This window comes from Leeuwenhoekiella sp. W20_SRS_FM14 (genome assembly GCF_052119605.1).
Lineage (GTDB): Bacteria > Bacteroidota > Bacteroidia > Flavobacteriales > Flavobacteriaceae > Leeuwenhoekiella.
Genome location: NZ_JBGQOK010000006.1, coordinates 117,223 through 139,813, shown reverse-complemented (window position 1 = coordinate 139,813; position 22,591 = coordinate 117,223). Strand labels below are relative to the sequence as shown.

The window sequence follows — 22,591 nt, the reverse complement described above, 5'->3', positions numbered from 1 at the left end:
ATATAAGATTAAGCCGTTTGTTTGTGGAGTAGAAATTACTATATTTAGAATACAAATGTATGCAAATTTGAACAAGCTTTAATGACTTCAGAAGAAATAGACTTACACGCAGCTCTTAAAAAATATTTTGGTTTTAGTCAATTTAAGGGACTACAGGAAGATGTGATCAAGAGTATCGTTAAAGGCGAACACACTTTTGTGATTATGCCTACAGGAGGTGGTAAATCGTTATGTTATCAATTACCGGCTTTAATTGAAGAAGGAACAGCCATAGTTGTTAGTCCTTTAATAGCTCTAATGAAAAATCAGGTTGATGCGCTTCGCGGGATTTCAAAAGAACACGGTATCGCTCACGTACTTAATTCCTCTTTAAACAAAGGTGAAATAAAGCAGGTAAAAGAAGATATTTCAAACGGAATAACTAAGCTTTTATATGTTGCTCCAGAGTCGCTTACTAAAGAAGAGAATGTAGAATTTTTACGTTCTGAGAAAATTAGTTTTGTCGCTATTGATGAAGCGCATTGTATTAGTGAATGGGGACATGACTTTAGACCAGAGTATCGCAATCTAAGGCACATTATAAAGCGAATAGGGGATAACATTCCTATAATTGCGGTTACAGCTACCGCTACTCCAAAAGTTCAGGAAGATATTTTGAAAAATTTAGGGATTTCTGATGCAAATTCCTTTAGAGCTTCCTTTAATAGACCTAATCTGTATTACGAGATACGTCCAAAAACAAAAAATGTTGATGCAGATATAATTCGGTTTATAAAACAAAACCAGGGTAAAAGCGGTATCATTTATTGTTTAAGCCGAAAGCGGGTAGAAGAACTGGCTCAGGTTTTACAGGTAAATGGAGTTTCCGCGGTGCCGTATCACGCCGGCTTAGACGCTAAAACACGAGCTAAACATCAGGATATGTTTCTTATGGAAGATGTTGATGTCGTTGTTGCTACCATAGCATTTGGGATGGGTATAGATAAACCAGACGTACGTTTTGTAATACATCACGATATACCAAAAAGTATAGAGAGCTACTATCAGGAAACCGGTAGAGCCGGCCGTGACGGCGGTGAGGGACATTGCCTTGCTTATTACTCCTATAAAGATATTGAGAAGTTAGAAAAATTTATGAGCGGCAAACCTGTTGCAGAACAGGAGATAGGTCACGCATTGTTACAAGAGGTTGTAGCTTATGCAGAAACTTCAATGTCTAGGCGTAAATTTATTCTTCATTATTTTGGGGAAGAATTTGATAATGACACTGGAGAAGGCGGAGATCTTGATGATAATGTACGTAACCCTAAAAAGAAGCATGAGGCAAAAGATGAGGTAGTCAAAATGTTGAATGTTGTCAAAAATACCGGTGAAATATATAAAAGCAAAGAACTGGTATTAACGCTTGTAGGAAAATCAAATGCGATCATTTCTTCACACAGAACAGATGACGAGCCTTACTTCGGAAGCGGAAAAGATAAAGAACCCGGCTACTGGAGAGCGCTTTCAAGGCAAATACTTGTTGCTGGATTTTTAAAGAAAGATATTGAGACCTACGGCGTTATAAAAATGACCAGGGCAGGCGAAAAATTTCTTGAGCATCCACAGTCTTTTATGATGACTGAAGATCATGTGTTTGACAATTCAAGAGATGAAATTGTAGAACGCGGAATTTCTAGTGGAGGAGGTGCAGATACCAAGCTTATAGCTATGTTGAAGGACCTTCGTAAGAAGGTAGGTAAGAAAAAAGGTGTGCCACCTTACGTAGTTTTTCAGGATATGTCTCTAGACGATATGGCGATTAAATATCCTACGACGCTAGACGAGATGGCAAACGTTTTTGGTGTAGGAGAAGGAAAAGCAAAAAAATACGGTAAAGAATTTATAGACCTCATTACAGATTATGTAGCTGAAAATGATATTCTAAAGCCAGACGAATTAGTTGTTAAATCTACTGGTACTAACAGTGCATTAAAGTTATATATAATACAAAATGTTGATCGAAAATTACCTCTAGACGACATAGCTTCTGCAAAAGGTTTAGAAATGGCCGATTTTGTAAAAGAGATGGAAGTAATTGTAAACAGTGGTACAAAATTGAACATCAATTACTGGATAGAAGATATTCTTGATGAAGATCAACAAGAAGAACTACACGAATATTTCTTAGAAGCCGAGACAGATAGTATTGAAGCAGCTTTAGATGAGTTTGATGGAGATTATGATGAAGAAGAGCTTAAACTTTATCGCATCAAATTTCTTAGTGAGGTAGCTAATTAATTTTAACAAATTCATTAAACAGCTTTGTTTAAAAGGTATATATGCACTTTTTGAACAAAGCTGTTTTTGTTTTTCATAATAAAACGTTAAAGGTTATATTTGTCGAAGTTGCAATCCCAACTAATATGAAAATTCCTACAAAAAATCCATTTTTACTTCAAAATTGGGAGTTAGAACAGCGAAGCTCTGCCCTGTCGTTATCAAAACCTTTAAAAAAGCTTTCTAATTTTCTTTTTAGATTCGCTTTTTTAGCACTCTTCGCTACGTTGGGTTCTTGCATTCCTACTAAAAAGCTTACCTATCTTCAAAAATCAAATACACTTCAGGACAGTCTTATACAAGTTAATGTTTTAAAAAGCCCATATAGAGTTCAGGTTCATGATGTTTTGAGTATTCGTGTTAAAGCGTTAGATCAGGAATTAGTAGCTTTATTCAATCCGCAAGGAGGAGAAGGCGAAGGAGGTAGCCTGGGCGATGGTTACTATTACGATGGGTTTGTGGTAGATGATCATGGCAAAATACGCTTGCCTACGCTAGGCGATGTATCTGTTTTAGGATATACCGTAGAAGAAATTAGAGAGCAAATAGAGCAAAAATTATTAGATGACTATTTTACTGAAAATGCAAACATATTTGTAACCGTAAAATTAGCAGGTATCAAATATACTATTGCAGGTGAGGTAGGCAGCCCCGGTACTAAAGTTGAACTTGTTGAAGAGTTATCGCTTCTAGAAGCTATCGTGAATAGTGGAGATGTTACCCAATTTGGGAATCGCACTGATGTCTTGATTTTAAGGCAATACCCTGGTGGCAGGAAAATTCACCACGTAGACTTGACGAAAATAGAGGCATTGAATTCGCCCTATTATTATATTCAGCCTAATGATTTGATTCTCGTAAATCCGCTTCCGCAGAAATCGCTAGGAATAGGTACTACTGGTTTACAATCTTTAAATACGCTAGTTTCAGTATTTACTTTAGCAGTTACAACCGTTTTATTAATCACCCGACTTTAAATGGAAGATGAGTTTGAAATAAAAGATTTACAGAACTTTTTTGACTTTAAGGGTTTTATAATTAAGGTACTTAGCTGGTGGCCGCTTTTTGTTGTTTGTATAGGTATTGCTTATTATATCGCACATTATAAAAATGTGAGAAAACAGCCGGTTTATCGTATGAGTAATATGATAACCGTTAAAGACGATCAAAATCCGTTTTTTACAGCAAATACCAGTCTTACCTTTAACTGGGGAGGAACCACAGATAAGGTACAGACGGCGATAATTTTATTACGCTCAAGAAGTCATAATGAAGCGGTTGTAGAAAAATTACAGTTTTATGTAGATTACCTTCAGCAAGGTGAGTACCATCTAGAGGATATTTACGGGAATACCCCATTTATAGTAGATGTAAATGTCACAAGACCTCAGTTGCTAGGCAAAATGATTAAAATCGTTTTTGTAAGTGATAAAAAGTACCGATTAGAAATTGATTTTCAAGGCGGGACATCTTCAGCCCAAAATTATAGTACTAAAGAAATAAGTACGGTACCCGTGCCTAACAGTGCAATCCTGAAAGAATACAGTTTAGGTGATCCTGTAGATTTACCGTATTTCAATTTTAAGCTGAACCCATCTGGAATTCCGGCAGAAATAGGTAAAGAATATATCATTCAGTTTAACGCTTTTGATGGAGCTGTAGGTAAATACAGAGGAGTAGGAATAGACCAAACACCTACGGGATCGAGCATTTTAACTTTAAGCCTCACCGGTACTAACAAAAAAAGACTCGTTGATTATTTAAATTCTTCGGTGCGCGTACTTAGCGAAAGTCAATTAGAGCGTAAAAATTTATTTGCTACCAGAACTATAAAATTTATAGATAGTAGTCTTGCTGTGAAGACAGCAGAGATGAGCAGCGTTCAGGAAGAATTAGATGCATTTAGAGATAATAATTCTTCGGTAGGAATAGGAGGCAGCGAAGAAGGTTTAATAACCAAAATAACCGAGTTAGATGCGCAAAAGCAAAATTTAGAACAGCGTCTTCAGTATTATCAGGATTTGGAGCGTTATTTACGTACGCGGGAAGATTATGGTACAGATATTCCGGCGCCTTCAATTACGGGTATTGGTGAAGGTAGTGTTACGCAAAGTGTATCGAGTATTATAGAATTAGCCGAAGAGCGAAAACGACTGGCATATTCTGCAAAACCGAACAACCCGGCGTTTAAAGATTTAGACAGACGTATCAACGCAATTAAATCGGTTTTATTTGAAAATATGGCTTCAAGCCAGCAAATATTAAATCGTCAACTACGAGATGTTCGCAGTGAGATCGCACAAACCGAATCTCAAATGCGGAAACTTCCTAACGAACAGCAACAACTTTTTGGCATACAACGAAGATACAATCTCACCGAAGGAGCCTATGGTTTGTTTTTAGATAAGCGGAGTCAGGCAGGTATTGTTAAAGCAGCTAATGTTTCAGATATATTAATAATAGACGAAGCTAAAGATACAGGAGGAGGAGCCATCGGCCCTAATACTGAAGTGAGTTATGTTATGGCTATCGTTGCAGGAACTGTGGTGCCATTGGTTATTGTGTTTCTACTGTTCTTTTTTGATACTAAAATAAGCAACCCTAACGAAATAAAGAGACTTTCAAAAATACCTGTTTTAGGAGCTATAGGAAAGAGCAATTCAAAGAGTAATCTTGTGGTAATTGAAGATCCCAGATCTGCAATTTCTGAAGCATTTAGAGGTATACGGTCGAGTCTTCAGTTTATTTACAGAAAACAAAAGATTGAAGGTGCTAAGACGGTACGTGTTACTTCTTCCGTAAGTGGAGAGGGTAAAACATTTTGTAGTATCAACTTAGCCAGTGTATTTGCTTTAAGCGAACGCAAAACTGTTTTAGTAGGTCTTGACTTGCGTAAACCCAAGATATTTGGGGATTTTAATTTGCCTTTAGAAAAAGGTGTCGTTAATTATTTGATAGGAGAAGATAATTTAGAATCCATAATTCAAAAAACACAAATTCCTCATCTTGATGTGATTTTGGCAGGATCAGTTCCTCCTAATCCTTCAGAGCTTTTAATGAGTGATCAGATGGATGTTTTGATTGACGAGTTGAAAAAACGATACGATTACATAGTTCTAGATACTCCTCCTATAGGTTTAGTCGCAGATGCATTAGAGCTAGATGATTATGTAGATGCCACATTGTATGTCATTCGTCAACATTACACAAAAAAGGGAATGTTGCGCCTCATAAACGATAAGTATAAAAAGAAGGAGATAAATAATACAAGTTTTATACTCAATTACTTCAGTGCTAAAAGTAAAATGGGTTATGGGTATGGTTACGGGTATGAATACGGCTATGCTTACGGTAAATATGGAGAAGCTTATCGCGATAAGAAGCCTAAAGGATTTTTACCTTTGGTTCTAAATAAACTCAACAAATTGAGACTTTGGTTCAATGAGCAAGTAGAAAAATAATGGCAGAGCAGGAAGAATGGTTGTACGAGATCAATGCTAAGCAACCTTTGATTGATATTGATTTTAAGGAAATATGGAGGTATAGAGACCTGCTATTTCTTTTTGTTAGACGTGATATCATTTCGGCTTATAAACAAACAATTCTTGGACCTTTATGGTATTTAATACAGCCTTTATTCACGGGTATCATATTTACTTTAGTTTTTAATAATATCGCAAGTATATCAACAGGTGGAGCACCACCTTTTTTATTTAATTTAGCGGGTATTACGATGTGGAGCTATTTCGCCCAGTGTTTAAATAATACTTCAAACACGTTTGCCAGTAATGCCGGGCTTTTTTCTAAAGTGTATTTTCCCAGAATTATCTCACCGATGTCGCAGGCTATTTCGGCCTTATTTAAATTGAGTGTTCAGCTTTTTATTTTTGCCTGTTTTTATATATATATCATTATTAAAGGATCTGAAGTACAACCTAATAATACACTTTGGTTTTTCCCTGTTCTCCTGCTTATATTGGCAGTATTGGGTTTAGGAGCAGGAATGTTAATTTCGTCTTTAACTACGAAATACCGGGACTTTAGAATTTTAATCGGTTTTGCGACAACACTTCTCATGTATATATCTGCGGTAATGTACCCGATTTCTGAAGTGCGTAACAGTGCTACTTTAGCAGAGTATACCTGGGTAGTTGAATTAAATCCTATAGCGATTCTAATTGAAGCTTTTCGATATATGACGTTAAGTGAAGGCTTATTTGAATGGCCCTTGCTGATTTATTGCTCAGTGTTAAGTCTGGTTTTGTTTTTTATAGGATTGATCGTTTTTAACAGGACCGGTAAGAATTTTATTGATACGATATAAGTCATTTAAAAAATTAATGAAAATTTATAGCCGGGATGTTGCAATCTTAATTCCTTGTTTTAATGAAGAACATAGGTTGAAAAAACAATCTTTTCTAGATTATTTTGAGACTCACCAGAATTGGGATTTTTATTTTCTAGATGATGGAAGTACAGATAAAACTTCAGCAATTATAAAAGGGTCTTTACTATCTGAAAATAGTTTTCTTATAACTAGTTTAGAAAATTTAGGAAAAGGGAACATTTTACAAGAATCCATTTCAAAGCTTAAAAAGAATTATTTATTTTATGGCTTTATAGATGCTGATCTTGACATACCCTTAAGTCAATTGGACAAATTATATAAAGCTATTTTTGATTCCAAATATTTATTGAGTATAAGTAAGCGCCCCCTTAAATCAAAATTTAGCCTTTTGGATTTTAGATCTGTTGCCAGTCTATTAATGATGAAGACAGCAAATTCCATAATAGAATTTAATCCTAAGATTCAAGATACCCAGTGTGGCTGTAAATTATTTAAGAGAGAAATAGTAAATATTGGATTCAAGGATCCTTTTATATCAGAATGGCTTTTTGATATAGAATTATTTCTTCGCTTAAAAGCAGCCATAATTGAGGCGAGAAGTTTTATTATCGAAGTTGATTTAACCAACCTACAAAAATCTAAAGATTCAAAATTGAAATTTAAACAAGGTTTTAAAATAGGAAGGCAATTAGTCCTTATCAATAATTTCTATAATAGATGATTAATAGAGTTTTAGGATTTTCAATCTTAAATATTACTCTCTTAATAATGTTTATTGTGCCATTTTTAATGGTAACACAATATACTTTTCTTTCTGCTGACGACTATTGTAGATTTAACTCTAGTTTTAGTAGCTATTCTGAAAATGTATTAGATTGGTACTTGGTACATAACGGTAGGTTTATAAATGCTCTATGGAGCAGTCTCCCCATTTATGAGTTGGTGGTATATAGGTGTATTCTGTTCTTTTTTATGTTCTTGCTGGGAACAGCGATTTATTATTTCATTAATGGTTTATCTGTGTTTTATTTAATAGGTTTAACGCGTTACGAAATGCTATTCACAACGCTTTTAATATATATATTAATAATTTGTCAGTTGCCATTACTGTATGAGTTTTTTTACTGGCTCGCAGGTGCTAGTGCTTATCTTCTAAGTTTAGTTTTTCTATTATTCTTTTTAGGAATCTTATTTAAGTCAAAATTCCAATTAGATCAGCTCGTTACTTTAAAATTATCTATCCTTCTAATTTTAATAAACGGCAATAATGAGATTCTAATACCCTTTACTATTTTATCTCTATTGGCTCATTTGGTATACAGTTTTTTCAAAAGTCGAAGGTTTATTGTAAGGTCTGTAATTTTAAATTTTGTGGGAATACTATCAAGTTTGGTAGTCATATTATCACCGGGGTCTATTAATAGACAATCCTACTTCCCTGAGGGAAAGCAGTTTTTTTTATCAGTTATTAATAGTATCCTTTCAGCGGGATTTTTCACAATTAAAAGTTTAATTGAGTGGCCCTACTGCTTATTTTATCTTGCTTTTGGTGTTTTTTTAATTAAGAGAATAAAAGGAATTTCGGGCACAAAATGTTTAAACCCTTTCATATGCTTGGGATTATCTTTTATATTGCTAACAGCAGTATTATTTGTTCCAAGATATGCAGTAGGAAATCTAAGCGTTAATTCAAGTAGAATAGGAAATATGATTCATTTCATTTTTTTAATTCTTGTACTTATAAATTTGTTTAACGTAACGTTTTTCCTAAAATCTAAGTTCAATAATTTTAAAATTCGATATTTTGATTATGAACTTCCTTTTATTATTTTTTTGGGATATATTTTACTTTTTAATCCTAATTACAAAGGGGTAATTCAAGATTATCGAGATGGTCAGTTAGATAGGTTTGTTGCCGATTTTAATACTAGGCTAGAACTAATTCAGAACTCTTCACAATCTGAATTAGCGCTGAAAAAAATTGAAGGAACAAATATTCTCCGTATTTACGATATTACAATTAATCCAGATGATTGGCAAAATACGTGTTATCGAAGTGCTATCAATAGTAGGTTTAGCAAGAATTTTAAATCACTTCGATTAAAAGATACTGATTAAGAACTAAGATGATTAAAGTAGGCTATTTGATTTCTTACGACTACGATCTAGTTTTTAACTCTCTAGATTGTATTTACAAACATGTAGATAAAATATTTTTTGCAATCGATGAAAATTTACTTTCCTGGACGGGTACTAAATATACCATTCCTGAATCTTTTTTTGAGAAATTAAAAGTGTATGATGTAGATAATAAAATAGAGATATATAGGGATAGGTTTTATATAGATTCTCTAAGTCCAATTGAATGTGAAACAAGAGAGCGGAATCTCTTATTGCAAAAGATGGGGCGTGGGTGGAAAATACAACTTGACGCTGACGAATATATCCCTCAATTTGATAAAGTAGTCAGGTTTCTAAAGAAGAATATTTTTCTTACCTATTTTCCTCAGCTTACCCCTATTGCATTTAGAGGAAAATTAATTACGCTATTCAAAAAAGTAGAAGGAGGTTATGTTTATATAGAAAATAATGAAAGCTTTTCTTTTATAACGAATTTTCCAAAGTATGAATTTGTCAGAGCTAATAATTCAATTCGGAATCATGATTTAGGTGTATATGTTATTCATCAATCTTGGGCACGTTCAAAAGAAGAAATTGAATTTAAAGTTAAGAATTGGGGACATCGGGATGATTTTAATACTGATGGCTACTTGAGATTCTGGGAAACTATTTCAAAGGAAAATTATACTTCAATAAAAAACTTTCATCCTATCGCACCGCATGTCTGGAACAGGCTTCATTTTAAACTAGGAAATAGTATTCCTGATCTAATTGAATTATTTTCAAATCAAAGGAAACAGCAATTAAACGAAATTTCAATGGGCTTTTTTATTCGAGGTTTAGTAAGAAAACTCAGAACAATCATTTTGAAGCCACATAAGATTCTTGCAAAATGACAAAGACAATTTTAAAAGCTGAAAATATTTCCAAACAATACCGACTTGGAACAGTAGGCACCGGTACGTTGCGGGATGATTTTAAACGAAATTGGGCAAGGTTACGAGGTAAGGAAGATCCATTTTTAAAGGTAGGAGCCGTAAACGACCGCAGTCAAAAATCTACGGAGGACTATGTGTGGGCTTTGCGGGAGATCAACTTTGAAGTAAAGCAAGGGGAGGTACTTGGGATCATCGGTAAAAACGGAGCAGGGAAATCTACTTTGCTTAAGATTTTATCCCGGGTAACCGCACCAACCACCGGACTAATCAAAAGCAGGGGGCGTATCGCTTCCCTGCTTGAAGTAGGCACCGGATTTAATCATGAACTTACCGGGCGTGAGAATATTTATTTAAACGGCGCCATTTTAGGAATGACCAAAGCCGAAATCTCGTCAAAACTTGATGAGATTATAGACTTCTCGGGATGTGAACGCTATATAGATACACCTACAAAACGATACAGCAGCGGTATGACCGTGCGACTAGCATTTGCTGTGGCAGCTTTTTTAGAACCGGAAATTCTCGTTGTAGATGAGGTGCTTGCCGTAGGAGATGCCGAATTTCAAAAAAAGGCAATAGGTAAAATGCAGGATATTTCACAGGGAGAAGGAAGAACTGTTCTTTTTGTGAGTCATAATATGTCGAGTGTAAGAAGTTTATGTACAAGAGGTATTGTTTTGGAAAATGGCTATGGGGTATTTGAAAGTGATGCTACTGAAGCAGTAAATTATTATCTCAGAGCTAATGATACTTCTAAAAGTGAAACTGATTTGTACTCTAGAGAAGATAGAACTGGTAATGGAAAAATTATAGTATCCAAAATTGAAACATATTCTAAAAATGGATCGAAAATAGATTCAGTAATATCTGGGGATTTTTTAAAGATTAGATTCTCATTTGAAATAAGAGAAAAAATAGGAGCTAAGCTTATTTTAGGTTTTGCCTTAAGGGATCAAAATGAAGAATTAAAAGCGATGGTTGTTACAGATGAGATGGGAGCTGATATAGACGATTTTGTAAAGAGAGGATTTATAGATTTTGATATTGAAAAATTAAGTTTGCGAGGAGGTTTGTATAACTTGCAATTTACGTTAAGTGAAAAAACTACCAGCAAAGAAAATCATATAGACTATTTGGAAAAGGCTTTTTATTTGAAAGTTTTGGAGGGAGATTTTTACAAAGTGGGTAAACTTAATCGAGCTTATACTGCTGTAATTTTACCTTTTTCAATAGTATAGCTATGAGAATAATAGAAGAATTTTATAACAACTTTGATGAAAAATTGATCAAAGATTATGTTTTAGGAAATAAACGGATTGAATCAGCAATTATCAATCTAGCTTCTTTTATACCACAAAATTCAAAATCCATACTCGATATTGGCTGTGGTTTGGGCTGGAGCAGTCACGAATTTGCGAAGCATTTTAAAGATACAACTGTAGAAGGCATAGACCTGAGTACAGTTTTAGTAGAAGCTGCAAAAAGGTTGTTCACAAATGGTAATTTATCCTTTAAAGTATTTGATGTTACCCAAAATCTTCCAGGTAAGCATTATGATGCAGTAATTATGATAGATGTTTACGAACACATACCATTTAATGAAAGATCAAAGTTTCATAAGGCTATAAAAGAAATTCTAAAAGATCAAGGAAGATTATTATTAGCCTGTCCCTCAAAGTATCATCAGAAGTGGTTAAGGGATAATGATCCTGCTGGTTTACAGCCTGTTGATGAAGATGTTGACTATGGATCAATAAATCAAATAGCTAAAGACATAGACGGAGAAGTTATATTTTTTGAATACATTAAAATTTGGTGTTCATTTGATTATTTTTATGCGGTTATTGATAAAAATCCTAAGTATAATTCGAACGTTACTATAAGAAATCATAATCTACTTAATCTAGAAGAACCAACATCCAGACTGAAAAGGGTTAATAGTAATATGGGCTTACAAATGAAATCTTCAAAAGAAGCAGCACGTTTTAAGGGGTATTATTTCATGAAGAAAACACTAAATTTTTTTAAATAGAATTTATGAATATCGCTATCTTCTCACCCAGTAGAAATCCTTATTCAGAGACTTTTATTCAAGCTCAGAAAAATCTTCTTTCCGGTACTGTTTTTTATTATTATGGAAGCGGAAATGATTTTAAACTAGAAGGAGAAGATGTTAATTTAGTACGACTAAATCTTTACCAAAAATTTAAAGAAAAATGTATTGACGTACCTACCAAGCAATTAAGAGCTGCTAATCTAGTGAAATCTTTAAAAAAGCATCAAATTGATGTTGTACTGGTTCAATATGGGAATCATGCGCATCACCTAATGCCGGTTTTTGAGCAGCTAAATATAGCAGTTGTTGTTCATTTTCACGGGTACGATGCGTCTGTTAAGAGTGTTATTTTATCTACAAATACGTATAAAGAGGTATTTGCGCGATCAACTTATATCTTAGCGGTTTCAAATAAAATGGAGCGTATGCTTTTAGATCTGGGTTGTCTAAAAGAAAAGCTTATTCTCAATACATACGGACCAAACCCTTCATTTCTGAAGGTTAATCCAAATTATTCAACAAAGAATATACTATCAGTAGGGCGTTTTGTAGATAAAAAGGCTCCGCATCTTACTCTTATAGCTTTTTCTAAAGTGCTGGAGAAGCATACTGATGCTGTTTTACTCATGGCCGGTAGTGGAATGCTCTATAATGCCTGTGTCGATTTATCTCAAGCACTAGGCTGTTTTGATTCCGTACGCTTTTTAGGTGTCATTGAGCCGAAAGCGTTTCAAGAAGAATTGTCAAGAGTCAGATGTTTTGTTCAGCATTCAAAAACTGCCTTAAACGGAGACATGGAAGGAACTCCTGTTGCAGTACTTGAAGCGAGTGCTGCCGGTGTGCCCGTTGTTTCAACCTATCACGCAGGAATACCTGATGTGATACTTCATCGTGAAACTGGTCTGCTCTCAAAAGAAGGGGATGTAGAAGCGATGGCAGATAACCTTATTGAGTTATTGGATAATAAAGATTTAGCACAGAAATTAGGTTCTGCAGGTAAGGAAAGAATCACAGCCCATTTTTCGATGGATTTGTATATTCGTAGATTAGAAGAAGTTCTTTTACGGGCTGTAGAAAACTGTTAAACGATCTATATGGATGAAATCAAATATTGGCTGATAGCTTCTTAATTCAACCATCAGCTAACTGTTCATTTAAATCACTTTTAAAACATTGAGGGTATTGAACGCCCCGTTGTTTAAATGGTATTGTATTCCGTTTATTTCCTGAAAGAAGGAAAGTTGTAAAAGAATCATCGTGATCCCTGTACCTGTAACAGCAGCCGGGTCTAAGGCAACATCTTCTGATGTTAAGTTGATGCGTAGGTTGAGGGGGTCGCTGAGCTTGAGATCACGGACTTCAGTGTTGAAATCTACATTCAACAACGCCGACTGTAACGTGACGTGGGAAGCACCCGGAGGCGCAACCAGTTGGGTACCGGGGACAAAGCCGGGCATACTGAATTCGCCCGTGGTGCCATTCACCGAGTAGGCTGCGTGCAGTACTTGAGTGAGATTCGCATGTGTATTAAAGTTAAAATCGTGAAGCAGACGTTTGCCTTCCGGAGTGCTTAAGCCCATTGCCGGATTGCGTTGTCCTCTGGGAGAAGCAGTATCTTGATTTTTAATTAATATCATTGTGGTCATAAGTCTAGAAGGCAGCGTGCTGTCTTTAGCATTGCGAATGAGTGTTGAAAGCGCATAGCGAAGTATTTTACCTGCTGTCGCAGCCAGACCAAATTCGTTCGCGTTCTCCCGTGTACGGATGAATGCCGGGTCCTTTTGAATGCGTTCTTTACTGATACCGCCTTTGGTGCGAATTAGATACCCCTTTTTCCCTTTGTAGAAGGTCAAACCGTCAAGGGTACCTTCAATTTTGATCAAGCCTTTGAGTACAGCCATAATACTATGAACTAAATTAAACGTGTTTTAGAAATCATTGCTTTTCTGTACTGAAGTCCTGACCTGTGCGGTAGTCGGTTTGAACAGCTCAGAAATGCAAAATGTTAAAGTTAAATTGTGAAGCTGAAATTAAGCTGTTTTTAAAAGCATTGTAACGCGCAGGGGTCATTGCTGCCGATTCTGCCTGATTTTCCGGAAGCAGGTTTTTTGGGTAACGCTAAACACGCTTTACCTACGCCTTTGCTACGGAGTATCTACGGGTTTGTTATGTGTAAGGTGTTTGGACTTCTAGCTCTATAAGAATTGTGTGACTTTGGATTTGCCTAATCCACAGTTGTATCCGCTGATCAATTCCCACAAGTCGGTATTGTATAACACGTAGTCCATTGAAATTGATATTATCATTTTTTAAAGTATGCAGGAGCAACCCTTAGTATCCATAATAATCCCCACCTACAATCGAGCCCATCTAATTGGGCAGACTTTAGACTCGGTATTGGCTCAAACCTATGAAAATTGGGAATGTATCGTAGTAGATGATGGGAGTACAGATGACACGGCTGAATTGTTAGCGTACTATGTTCAGAAAGATTCTCGTTTTCAATACCATATGAGACCTTCTAACAGACCTAAAGGAGCTAATGCGTGTAGGAATTATGGTTTTGAGCTGAGTGAGGGGGAATACATAAATTGGTTAGATAGTGATGATTTATTTTATCCTTCAAAGCTAGAATTACAGCAGGCAATTTTAGCTAGTTACAAATCACCCTTTTGTGTTTGTCAAATTGAGGTTTATGACTATATAAACAAAAAATCTTTAGGTTTTAAATCTAAGCTATTGAAGTCAAAAGATTGTTTTAATGATTTTATTCAATTTAAAATATTTTGGCTGACAAGTTGCCCCTTATGGGATAAGAAGTTTTTAATTAAAAACCGCTTAAAATTTAATGAAAGACTTCAGCAATCTCAAGATTATGATTTTCATATTAGAGTTTTATCACTAAATCCTAAGTATTCAGTTACATACTTAGTTTTGACTAGAGTCAACATGCATCTTGATAATATGTCTAACAATTTTTTTGAGAGTACTGATAAAGTTATTTCAAATGTAAAAGTAAGGGCAGAAGCTAGATTTAAATATGGGGAATTGATGACCAAATCAACTAAACACTTTATTTTTAGACAGCAGTATGACTTCTTTAGAGAGGCAACACTAAAAAAAATGAAGAAAGCAAGTTTTTATGTTTTTCCATTTCTTATATATAGTTTGTTTGATTTGAAAATAACGCTTTACAGGAAATTAAAAATTAGTCTTATCTGGTTAATAGGTGTTATTTCTTACGCAGTATTAAAGAGAGGTGAAGTTTTTCTTAAGCCTCAAGTTAATAATTCAGTTTTTTAACTGTTATTTTTTTAAAATGCCTCTACTTGCAATTGTCATACCTTACTATAAAATTGACTTTTTTGAAGAATGTCTAGAAAGCTTAGTAAATCAAACAAATAAATGGTTTAAAGTTTATATAGGAAATGATAATTCACCTAGTGATCCAACTTCAATGATCACTAAATACCAAAATAAATTAAATATCACCTATAAATTCTTTCCGTCAAATTGGGGAAAGAACTCTCTCCCTGAGCACTGGAATAGAACAATAAATTTAATAAATGATGAAAAGTGGATTATGGTTCTTTGTGATGATGATATGCTGGGGCCAAAGGTTGTTGAAGAATTTTATAGAAAACTTCGGGAAGTAGAAATAGCTGAGATAAACCTTATCCGTTTTGCAACTCAGGAAATAAATGGTACAGGAGAAATTATTTCTAATATTCAAAAGCATCCTAAATTACAATGCTACAGCGACCTTTTTTATTCTAGATTTATTAGGGGTGGAAGAAGTTCACTTTCTGAACATATTTTTAGAAAAAAAGCTTATGATAAGTATAAGTTTAAAAATTTCCCTCTAGCTTGGCATGCTGATGATTATGCATGGTTAGAGTTTAGTGATTTTGGCTTTGTTTATTCTATAAATACTGCGTTAGTTTATTTTAGGTTATCTGAATTTAATATTTCTAGACCAAACTATTTGCTTGACGAAAAGAGAGAATATGCATTAGTTTTTTTTAAAAAAGTTTTAATGAATCACATTCACAAGTTTAAACCAGAGCATCAATATCCAATAATTAGATATGCAGAGATGTTGAACTATCCCAACGTTAAGAGACCCATTAAATTATGGAGTGATTTTTTTTTATTGACATTGCGATATGCAGGTATTTGGGAAGCTCTAAAATTCTCAAGGCGGGTATATTTGAATAGTAAAGTAAATGACTAAGAAGGTGTCTGTTATTATTCCTGTTTTTAATAGGGAGAACCTCGTTTTAGAGACTTTAGAATCTATAGCAAATCAGGATTACCCTAACTGGGAATGCATTCTTGTAGATGATCATTCTACAGATAACAGCGTAGAAGTTGTAAGCATATTTATTGAAAATGATACGCGGTTTAAGCTATATCTTCGCCCTAAAAAGCTTCCTAAAGGAGCAAATTCTTGTAGGAATTATGGCTTCGAGCTGAGTACGGGTTACTATATACAGTGGTTTGACAGTGATGATCTTATGTTGCCAACTCATATTAGTTCACTCATTGAGGCGATTCAAACAACAAAGTCAGATTTTGCAGTAGGTGATTCACAAAACTTTATAGAAGGAGAAGGTCTCACTAATAAACCCTATATGACACCCAGATTGCCGGGTCAAATAAATGCAAATACCTTTGGGAGGCAAGGAATAGGGTGGATTACAAATGATTTTTTATGTAAAAGAGAGATGCTGTTTCAGGTTAAATTCAATGAAAATTTTAAAACTGATGGTGATGAATATAACTTTTTCACGCGCTTCTTACATTTAAATACAAATGGTATTTGGGTGAATAAAATATTGACCCACCGTCGTGTTCATAAAAACTCATTAAGTTCAGAACCTATAAATTCTATTCGTTATTTAAAAAAAGTTGCGTTTATAAAATTTATTATGGCAAAAGATATTGAAGAATTTAATAACAAGGCCTTAATAAAATGGTTTTTAAGTGGGTACATGCAGTATTCTTTTAAATTAGCCTTAAAAGAAAACTATCCCCCTTTTTTTAAAAACTGTTTTTCAATAATTGCCGACTATTTTGGTAAAAAACAAGGGGTATTTTTTGTGGCGTCTATTTTCAGTGCGTTACTTTTTAAAAGAGGTTATTTTTTATTGAGAAGAGCTATCCAATTTTAGAATATTATGTCTAATTCATATAAAGTTAGTTCTAACTTGATATCTATCATTATACCCTTGTTCAATAGAGCAGCACTCATTTTAGAGACCTTAGAAAGTATACAAAACCAAGTTTTTACAAATTGGGAATGTATTGTAGTAGATGATGGTTCTAATGATGATTCTATAGCTGTAGTTTCAAAATTTATAGATCTTGATACCCGCTTTAAATTACTAAAAAGGCCACAAAACCGTATTAAAGGAGCCAATGCTTGCCGGAATATTGGATTTGAAAATAGTGTAGGTGACTATATTATTTGGTTTGATAGTGATGATTTAATGACAGGAGATCATTTAGCTGTTAAGATACAAGAAATTCAACATTCAAAAACTGAATTTGTAATAGCTCAGACTCAAAATTTTTCAGAAAAAGGTTTGCAAGAACCCTATAAGTATCAAAAAAAGAAGTATGGTATCACGGTTGAAGACTTTATTTTAAGAAAGATTAACTGGTATACCTATGATATTATGTTAACTCGAGAATTAGCATCCCAAGTATTTTGGCATGAGCATTTATCTTCTTGGCAAGATTATAATTACTTTTGTAAAATGCTTTTAGTAAGTACTAATGGCAAATACATTAATCAAGTTTTGACAAAAAGGCGATTGCACGCAAGCTCAATACAGGCGACAATGACTAAAAGTTATGTAGCTTTTAGCCGTGATTTATTGATTGTGTACAGGTTGACATTTATAGAAATAGAGAACTTTATATCGATAGGGACGCGTAAAGAATTAGTACGTAATATGATGAATTTGTCTTATCGTTTAATAAAACTAAAAATAAGACCTGTCTATTTTTACGAAACCTTGGGATTGGTTCATACTACTTTTGGTAAAGTAGCGTCATTCTATTATTTAATGGCTTTATCAAGTACTTTTTTAGTAAGTAAAGGTGAATTTTTATTGGAAAAGGCAAAATGTAAGTGATTTAAAAACAATCATAGATTTTATAATTTCTCATAAATCCAATCAATAATATTTTGATCTATTCTGCTATCAAATTTGCGAGCAAATAAACCCTCAGCTTGTTCTAGGTTCGGTCTGTCATTTATTGTTAGTGTTCTTGGGTAATCTGGTCCTGATCGCCAATCGACATACCTCAAAGTATTGTTAACACAGGTTTTTTTTAATTCAGAGTTTAAAAGAATAGACTGGATATAAATTTCATCAGCACATTCTGTAAAATAATAATTCATAAGATGTGTTGGAGTACTTTTTTTGAAAATGTATGCGACCGCTTCTCGAGTAAGATTTATCCAATTAGCACCACCGTATAGATTATCGGGTAACGATCTGTGAAGTTTATAGTTTTTCTGAAAGCGCTGTAAACGCTGTTCGAGTTTTTTAACAAACCTGTTTTTTGAGCCTTTAAAATGAAAAAGGCTCATTCGTTCAATATTTATCCCCCCACCCCAGTCAGCTCGAGGTAGTTTAAAATACTCTAGATAATTATTATTATTTTGAAAGAAAAAGTTTTTAATTTCTTGATTAGTCTTAATGGGCAAGTCCTGACCACTAATTAGTATAAAGCGGGAGTGATTACCTTTATATGCTATTTTTAACAGGTCTAATGTCGCCCTAATTTGCGCATAACTTCCCCAAGAGACTTTTCTTTTTTTTAAAACAAAAATATTCTTTGATGGGTTAATGTGTAGTTTTGATTTTTTATCAATATGCAGATATATTCTAAAATCAGAAGCTAAATGATTTACAAGTCGCTTTACTTGTTCCTCGTTTTTGTGGGCTAGGATTAAAATGGCTACTGACATAGAAATAATTTGAACAAACTTAATGGAAAAAAAAGTATCTATAGTTATTCCCTGTTACAACGATGTTCGGTATATTGAAACTGCAGTCAACTCTGCCTTTGCACAAACGTATGATTGTAAAGAAATAATCGTAGTTGATGATGGCTCTGATCAGGAAACCAAAAATATTCTTAAAAATCTCAAGGTAAAAATAACTCATTTAATAACTCAGGAAAACCGTGGTCAGGCCGCAGCCCGTAATTTGGGAATTTCACAAGCTAGAGGTGAGTTTATTTTGGTTTTGGATAGTGATGATTATTTTGAACCTGATTTTTGTAAAAAGGCCGTCAGCGTATTACAAAATCCCAAAGTGAGTTTAGTGACTTGTTTTGCTCGTTGTTTTAACGAAAAAACGGAGTGGATTTATAAACCACAAGGAGGAAGTATTGAAAATTTTTTATTTTCAAATGCATCTCTTGGCAACGCAGCGCTTTTTAGAAAGACTGACTGGCAGGAAGTAGGTGGATATGATGAACGTATGTGCCAAGGCTGGGAGGATTGGGAATTTTACATACGATTATTGAATGCAGGGGGCGAGTGTTTTGTGATACCTGAAGTATTGTTTAATTATAGAAAACGAGACAATTCTACCACAAAAACAGCAAATGCACATAAGTATGAATTGTATCGCTATATATTTTTAAAACACAAGGAGTTGTATTTTGAAAATTATTCGTCTACAATTGATTTTTTTTTAGACAAAGTGGCATTTGAAGAGCGCGAAAAGCTTAAAAACTTGCAACGAATAGACTATAGGTTAGGTAAAAAAATACTTTATCCTTTACGAGCGATAAAAAAAATATGGAAATAAAACCAAAAATACATATCCTCCTAGCGACTTATAATCGTGCCCATCTTATTAGAATGACTTTAATTTTAATTGATAACCAGATTTATACAAGTTTTAGCTTGATAATCAATGAGGAAATATATCATAAACAGATATATACAATAAGTTAACTTTTTAAAAGATAGAAGTGAGTTCAAAAATTTCAATCATCTTACCAACATTTAATCGCGCACATTTAATAGAGGATATGTTAGTTTCTATTCAGAATCAAACGTATAAAGATTTTGAATGTCTGATTGTTGATGATGGAAGTTCAGATAATACAGAAATACAAATCAGTCCTTTTTTAAGCGATAATCGTTTTCGATACAAAAGGAGATCAAATAACTATGCAAGTGGGCTGCCTGGAGCAAGAAATTGTGGAATAGATTGGGCTACTGGGGATTTTATAATTTTTTTTGATGATGATGATATTGTACATCCTGATAACTTAAAAATAACGGTTAGGGAGTTGTGTCAAAGCAGATCTAGCTTTTGTATTTCTGGTAGGGAAACATTTGAAGGAGAATTTGATAAAAGTTTTTCAACAGAAAATGAGTATAAACTTGAAAAAATTGACGGGATTACTGTTCTACCAAAACTAGTCAAAGAAGAATTTTTATTGAATTCGACAGCTGTACTTTGGGATAAGAATTGCTTTGAAAATATCAGGTTTGAAGAATCCCTAATGTATGCAGAAGATTGGGAATGTTATAGTCGTATTTTAAGTCAAGGTTTCTCTGGAATTAAGATTTCTAAAACTTTGTATTACGGCAGGAAACATAAGGCTTCAAATACGGGCGAATATTATTCCGGGAGTCCTTTTAGAAAAAAATCCAAAATAAAAGCAGCTCTGCTCATAATTGAAAATTTAAAAAAGAAAAACCTACTTTCTATAGATTTGATTAAACATTTCAATTGGTTGAGTGTGCTTCTAAAATCATATGATTTACATAAGAAAATACTAGAACAGGTAGAATCTCTTAGTCTGAAAACAATACTTAAAATTAAATACCATTTTAGTTTTCTATTCATAGAACTAATTAAATTTAAAAAGATCCTAAAAAATTAGTGAATTGACACTAGCGATTGTAATTCCATTTTATAAAATTGATTTTTTTGAGGAAACTCTAATATCACTTTCTTATCAGACCAATAAAAATTTCAAAGTTTATATAGGGAATGATGGTAGTCCTAATAACCCAGAAGAATTAATTTTAAAATATTCAAAAACTCTTGAAATAATCTATAGGCGTTATGATAATAATTTAGGTTCGAAATCGCTGGTCGACCATTGGAATAGATGCATAGAACTTATCCAAAATGAAACTTTTTTAATGATTTTAGGAGACGATGATACATTACAAGATACTTGTGTGGCTAATTTCCATAAAAAAGTAACGACATTTAATGAAGGGTTTCTACCGCTTGTTTTTCGTTTTTCAACTGAAGTTATAGACGAGAAAAGTAATCCAATATCGAAAAGAACTACTTATCCTGAAATTCAAAATTCTAAGGATTTATTCATTAATAAAATTACTGGTTTAGCTCGGAGTTCTTTAAGTGAGTATATTTTTAGTACATCAAAATTAAAAAAGACAAAAATTAAAAAATTTCCATTAGCATGGCATTCTGATGATTTATTATTCTTGGAGGTTTCAGACTTTCAAAATATAATTTCTATAAATGAATCAATAGTGTACATACGGTCCAGTAATTTTAATATTTCCAATAATAAAGAGTATGGAAGAGAGAAAAACTTAGCCAGTTTTCAATTTTATAGTTACTTATTAAAAAACCAACTGAATCAATTCACAGAGAAAGAAAGATTAGTTTTATGGACAAAATTAGAAAAGTGTGTTACCAATAATAAGTCAAGACCGGTATTTCTTTTAAAGTTATTTGAAATATATTTTCGAAAAAAAGCCTTAATGAGAATAGTTCCATTTATAAATAACTATAAAAAAGTTCTTTTGAAAAATGCGTAAAGGCGTAAATCCTGAAAAATATAAAAAGGAAGAATTGTCTCAATTTTTACATCGGGTTATTGTACCTGTTTATATACCCAACCTTAAAGAAGACTATTATAAAAATCAAATGCCTGTTTTTAAGGTATTTTTAGAAAACTTAATCTTAACGATAGATCTTAAAATAACCGCTATAACCCTAATAGATAATAACTGTTGTGCTTCTGTAAAGGATTTGATAAAGAATTATTTGAATTACATAGATAAGTATATTGTTTATTCTGAAAATAAGGGAAAAGTATTGCCTGTTCTGGAAGAAGCTAGAGGCGTACAAGAAAAATTTATAACGATTACAGATGCTGATGTGCTTTTTTATATGGGATGGGAACAAGCAGTTTTTAAAATTTTCAATGGTCATCCTAAGGCGGGGGTTGTTGCGCCATTGCCCTCCCCATCTTTAGCTTTTTATGAAAACTCCAGTGTTTTTATAGAGAACTATTTGTTCGGTAAAATAGGGTATGCAAAACTCATGACTGATACAGACGCTGAATTGTATTTATATGGTATGGGAAATAGCTCTTTACTTAATCGTGAAAATCGGCGCTATTCGTGGAAGGAAAAACAGTATTTTTTAAAAAAAGAGCCCAAAGCAATTGTAGGAGCCGGTCATTTTGTAGCTACGTATAAGTCAGCAATGTTTAAAGGGGAAGATAAATTCCCAGTCACAAAATTTGAGAATGGCTTAGAAAAAGAATTTATAGATGAATTGTGCGACCGAAAAGGCTGGTATAGATTGTCAACAGTCAATACATTTGCCTTTCATATGGGGAATCAATTAGATCCAAATCATTTTTTATTTAAAAATGCTAAGAAGAGCATCTTAATGAGTTTTAATATACCTGCCGATTGCGGGACTTCAAGAAGTATACATCCTTTTTTTTTAAGAAAATATTTTTTTAAAATCTTGAAAAAATTTAAAAAGCTTTAGT

At 33.6% G+C, this 22,591-nt stretch carries 20 protein-coding genes; 18 read left to right on the top strand and 2 right to left on the bottom strand.

Features of this window, described 5'->3' with window-relative positions; genetic code table 11:
- Window positions 1-81: 81 nt before the first annotated feature.
- The 10 genes from ACEN25_RS11790 (at window position 82) to ACEN25_RS11745 (ending at window position 12,867) form a co-directional block, all read left to right on the top strand.
- Entirely contained in the window at window positions 82-2,280 is a 2,199-nt protein-coding gene (locus ACEN25_RS11790) for a RecQ family ATP-dependent DNA helicase (protein WP_441803096.1), read from the top strand.
- Between the two features lie 125 nt (window positions 2,281-2,405).
- Window positions 2,406-3,296, top strand: a complete 891-nt coding sequence (locus tag ACEN25_RS11785; RefSeq protein ID WP_441803095.1) for a polysaccharide biosynthesis/export family protein — start codon at window positions 2,406-2,408, stop codon at window positions 3,294-3,296.
- Window positions 3,297-5,780, top strand: a complete 2,484-nt coding sequence (locus tag ACEN25_RS11780) for a polysaccharide biosynthesis tyrosine autokinase (protein ID WP_441803094.1) — start codon at window positions 3,297-3,299, stop codon at window positions 5,778-5,780.
- A complete protein-coding gene (locus ACEN25_RS11775) occupies window positions 5,780-6,643 on the top strand; it encodes an ABC transporter permease (protein WP_441803093.1) in 864 nt (287 codons plus the stop codon). The genes ACEN25_RS11780 and ACEN25_RS11775 overlap by 1 nt, the downstream gene beginning before the upstream one ends.
- 16 nt (window positions 6,644-6,659) lie before the next feature.
- A complete protein-coding gene (locus ACEN25_RS11770) occupies window positions 6,660-7,388 on the top strand; it encodes a glycosyltransferase (RefSeq protein ID WP_441803092.1) in 729 nt (242 codons plus the stop codon).
- Entirely contained in the window at window positions 7,385-8,785 is a 1,401-nt protein-coding gene (locus tag ACEN25_RS11765) for a DUF6056 family protein (RefSeq protein ID WP_441803091.1), read from the top strand. The genes ACEN25_RS11770 and ACEN25_RS11765 overlap by 4 nt, the downstream gene beginning before the upstream one ends.
- A gap of 8 nt (window positions 8,786-8,793) precedes the next feature.
- A complete protein-coding gene (locus ACEN25_RS11760) occupies window positions 8,794-9,684 on the top strand; it encodes a hypothetical protein (protein WP_441803090.1) in 891 nt (296 codons plus the stop codon).
- Window positions 9,681-10,964, top strand: coding sequence for an ABC transporter ATP-binding protein (locus tag ACEN25_RS11755; protein WP_441803089.1), 1,284 nt, complete (start codon window positions 9,681-9,683; stop codon window positions 10,962-10,964). The genes ACEN25_RS11760 and ACEN25_RS11755 overlap by 4 nt, the downstream gene beginning before the upstream one ends.
- Window positions 10,965-10,966: 2 nt before the next feature.
- A complete protein-coding gene (locus ACEN25_RS11750; protein WP_441803088.1) occupies window positions 10,967-11,758 on the top strand; it encodes a class I SAM-dependent methyltransferase in 792 nt (263 codons plus the stop codon).
- A gap of 5 nt (window positions 11,759-11,763) precedes the next feature.
- Entirely contained in the window at window positions 11,764-12,867 is a 1,104-nt protein-coding gene (locus ACEN25_RS11745; RefSeq protein WP_441803087.1) for a glycosyltransferase, read from the top strand.
- Window positions 12,868-12,936: 69 nt separating this feature from the next.
- Here the strand turns inward: ACEN25_RS11745 and ACEN25_RS11740 are convergent, their stop codons facing one another.
- Window positions 12,937-13,683 (bottom strand): hypothetical protein, encoded by a 747-nt coding sequence (locus ACEN25_RS11740; RefSeq protein WP_441803086.1) that lies wholly within the window; start codon window positions 13,681-13,683, stop codon window positions 12,937-12,939.
- Between the two features lie 415 nt (window positions 13,684-14,098).
- On the opposite strand from ACEN25_RS11740, the gene ACEN25_RS11735 reads away from it, so the two are divergent.
- From ACEN25_RS11735 to ACEN25_RS11720, 4 genes are read left to right on the top strand one after another with little or no spacing between them, the layout of a single operon-like run.
- On the top strand, window positions 14,099-15,085 hold the full coding sequence (locus ACEN25_RS11735) for a glycosyltransferase family 2 protein (RefSeq protein WP_441803085.1): 987 nt from the start codon (window positions 14,099-14,101) through the stop codon (window positions 15,083-15,085).
- A gap of 16 nt (window positions 15,086-15,101) precedes the next feature.
- Entirely contained in the window at window positions 15,102-16,016 is a 915-nt protein-coding gene (locus ACEN25_RS11730) for a glycosyltransferase family 2 protein (protein ID WP_441803084.1), read from the top strand.
- Entirely contained in the window at window positions 16,009-16,956 is a 948-nt protein-coding gene (locus ACEN25_RS11725; protein WP_441803083.1) for a glycosyltransferase family 2 protein, read from the top strand. Before ACEN25_RS11730 ends, ACEN25_RS11725 begins: the two co-directional genes overlap by 8 nt.
- A gap of 6 nt (window positions 16,957-16,962) precedes the next feature.
- On the top strand, window positions 16,963-17,925 hold the full coding sequence (locus ACEN25_RS11720; RefSeq protein ID WP_441803082.1) for a glycosyltransferase family 2 protein: 963 nt from the start codon (window positions 16,963-16,965) through the stop codon (window positions 17,923-17,925).
- A 20-nt stretch (window positions 17,926-17,945) separates the two neighbouring features.
- On the opposite strand, the gene ACEN25_RS11715 is transcribed toward ACEN25_RS11720, so the two are convergent.
- A complete protein-coding gene (locus tag ACEN25_RS11715) occupies window positions 17,946-18,767 on the bottom strand; it encodes a beta-1,6-N-acetylglucosaminyltransferase (protein WP_441803081.1) in 822 nt (273 codons plus the stop codon).
- Window positions 18,768-18,789: 22 nt separating this feature from the next.
- Between ACEN25_RS11715 and ACEN25_RS11710 the strand changes: the two genes are divergently transcribed.
- From ACEN25_RS11710 to ACEN25_RS11695, 4 genes are all read left to right on the top strand, one after another.
- Window positions 18,790-19,617, top strand: coding sequence for a glycosyltransferase family 2 protein (locus tag ACEN25_RS11710; protein ID WP_441803080.1), 828 nt, complete (start codon window positions 18,790-18,792; stop codon window positions 19,615-19,617).
- 166 nt (window positions 19,618-19,783) lie between these two features.
- Window positions 19,784-20,707 (top strand): glycosyltransferase family 2 protein, encoded by a 924-nt coding sequence (locus tag ACEN25_RS11705; RefSeq protein ID WP_441803079.1) that lies wholly within the window; start codon window positions 19,784-19,786, stop codon window positions 20,705-20,707.
- 4 nt (window positions 20,708-20,711) lie between these two features.
- Window positions 20,712-21,623 (top strand): glycosyltransferase family A protein, encoded by a 912-nt coding sequence (locus ACEN25_RS11700; RefSeq protein WP_441803078.1) that lies wholly within the window; start codon window positions 20,712-20,714, stop codon window positions 21,621-21,623.
- A gap of 109 nt (window positions 21,624-21,732) precedes the next feature.
- A complete protein-coding gene (locus tag ACEN25_RS11695) occupies window positions 21,733-22,590 on the top strand; it encodes a glycosyltransferase family A protein (protein WP_441803077.1) in 858 nt (285 codons plus the stop codon).
- The last annotated feature ends 1 nt before the right edge of the window (window position 22,591 follow it).

Coding starts and splice junctions, on each gene's coding strand:
- ACEN25_RS11790 (WP_441803096.1), top strand. CDS start 82: ATGACTTCAGAAGAAATAGACTTACACGCAGCTCTTAAAAAATATTTT.
- ACEN25_RS11770 (WP_441803092.1), top strand. CDS start 6,660: ATGAAAATTTATAGCCGGGATGTTGCAATCTTAATTCCTTGTTTTAAT.
- ACEN25_RS11760 (WP_441803090.1), top strand. CDS start 8,794: ATGATTAAAGTAGGCTATTTGATTTCTTACGACTACGATCTAGTTTTT.
- ACEN25_RS11740 (WP_441803086.1), bottom strand. CDS start 13,683: ATGGCTGTACTCAAAGGCTTGATCAAAATTGAAGGTACCCTTGACGGT.
- ACEN25_RS11710 (WP_441803080.1), top strand. CDS start 18,790: ATGGAAAAAAAAGTATCTATAGTTATTCCCTGTTACAACGATGTTCGG.
- ACEN25_RS11730 (WP_441803084.1), top strand. CDS start 15,102: ATGCCTCTACTTGCAATTGTCATACCTTACTATAAAATTGACTTTTTT.
- ACEN25_RS11745 (WP_441803087.1), top strand. CDS start 11,764: ATGAATATCGCTATCTTCTCACCCAGTAGAAATCCTTATTCAGAGACT.
- ACEN25_RS11720 (WP_441803082.1), top strand. CDS start 16,963: ATGTCTAATTCATATAAAGTTAGTTCTAACTTGATATCTATCATTATA.
- ACEN25_RS11725 (WP_441803083.1), top strand. CDS start 16,009: ATGACTAAGAAGGTGTCTGTTATTATTCCTGTTTTTAATAGGGAGAAC.
- ACEN25_RS11755 (WP_441803089.1), top strand. CDS start 9,681: ATGACAAAGACAATTTTAAAAGCTGAAAATATTTCCAAACAATACCGA.
- ACEN25_RS11780 (WP_441803094.1), top strand. CDS start 3,297: ATGGAAGATGAGTTTGAAATAAAAGATTTACAGAACTTTTTTGACTTT.
- ACEN25_RS11735 (WP_441803085.1), top strand. CDS start 14,099: ATGCAGGAGCAACCCTTAGTATCCATAATAATCCCCACCTACAATCGA.
- ACEN25_RS11695 (WP_441803077.1), top strand. CDS start 21,733: ATGCCTGTTTTTAAGGTATTTTTAGAAAACTTAATCTTAACGATAGAT.
- ACEN25_RS11785 (WP_441803095.1), top strand. CDS start 2,406: ATGAAAATTCCTACAAAAAATCCATTTTTACTTCAAAATTGGGAGTTA.
- ACEN25_RS11775 (WP_441803093.1), top strand. CDS start 5,780: ATGGCAGAGCAGGAAGAATGGTTGTACGAGATCAATGCTAAGCAACCT.
- ACEN25_RS11765 (WP_441803091.1), top strand. CDS start 7,385: ATGATTAATAGAGTTTTAGGATTTTCAATCTTAAATATTACTCTCTTA.
- ACEN25_RS11715 (WP_441803081.1), bottom strand. CDS start 18,767: ATGTCAGTAGCCATTTTAATCCTAGCCCACAAAAACGAGGAACAAGTA.
- ACEN25_RS11750 (WP_441803088.1), top strand. CDS start 10,967: ATGAGAATAATAGAAGAATTTTATAACAACTTTGATGAAAAATTGATC.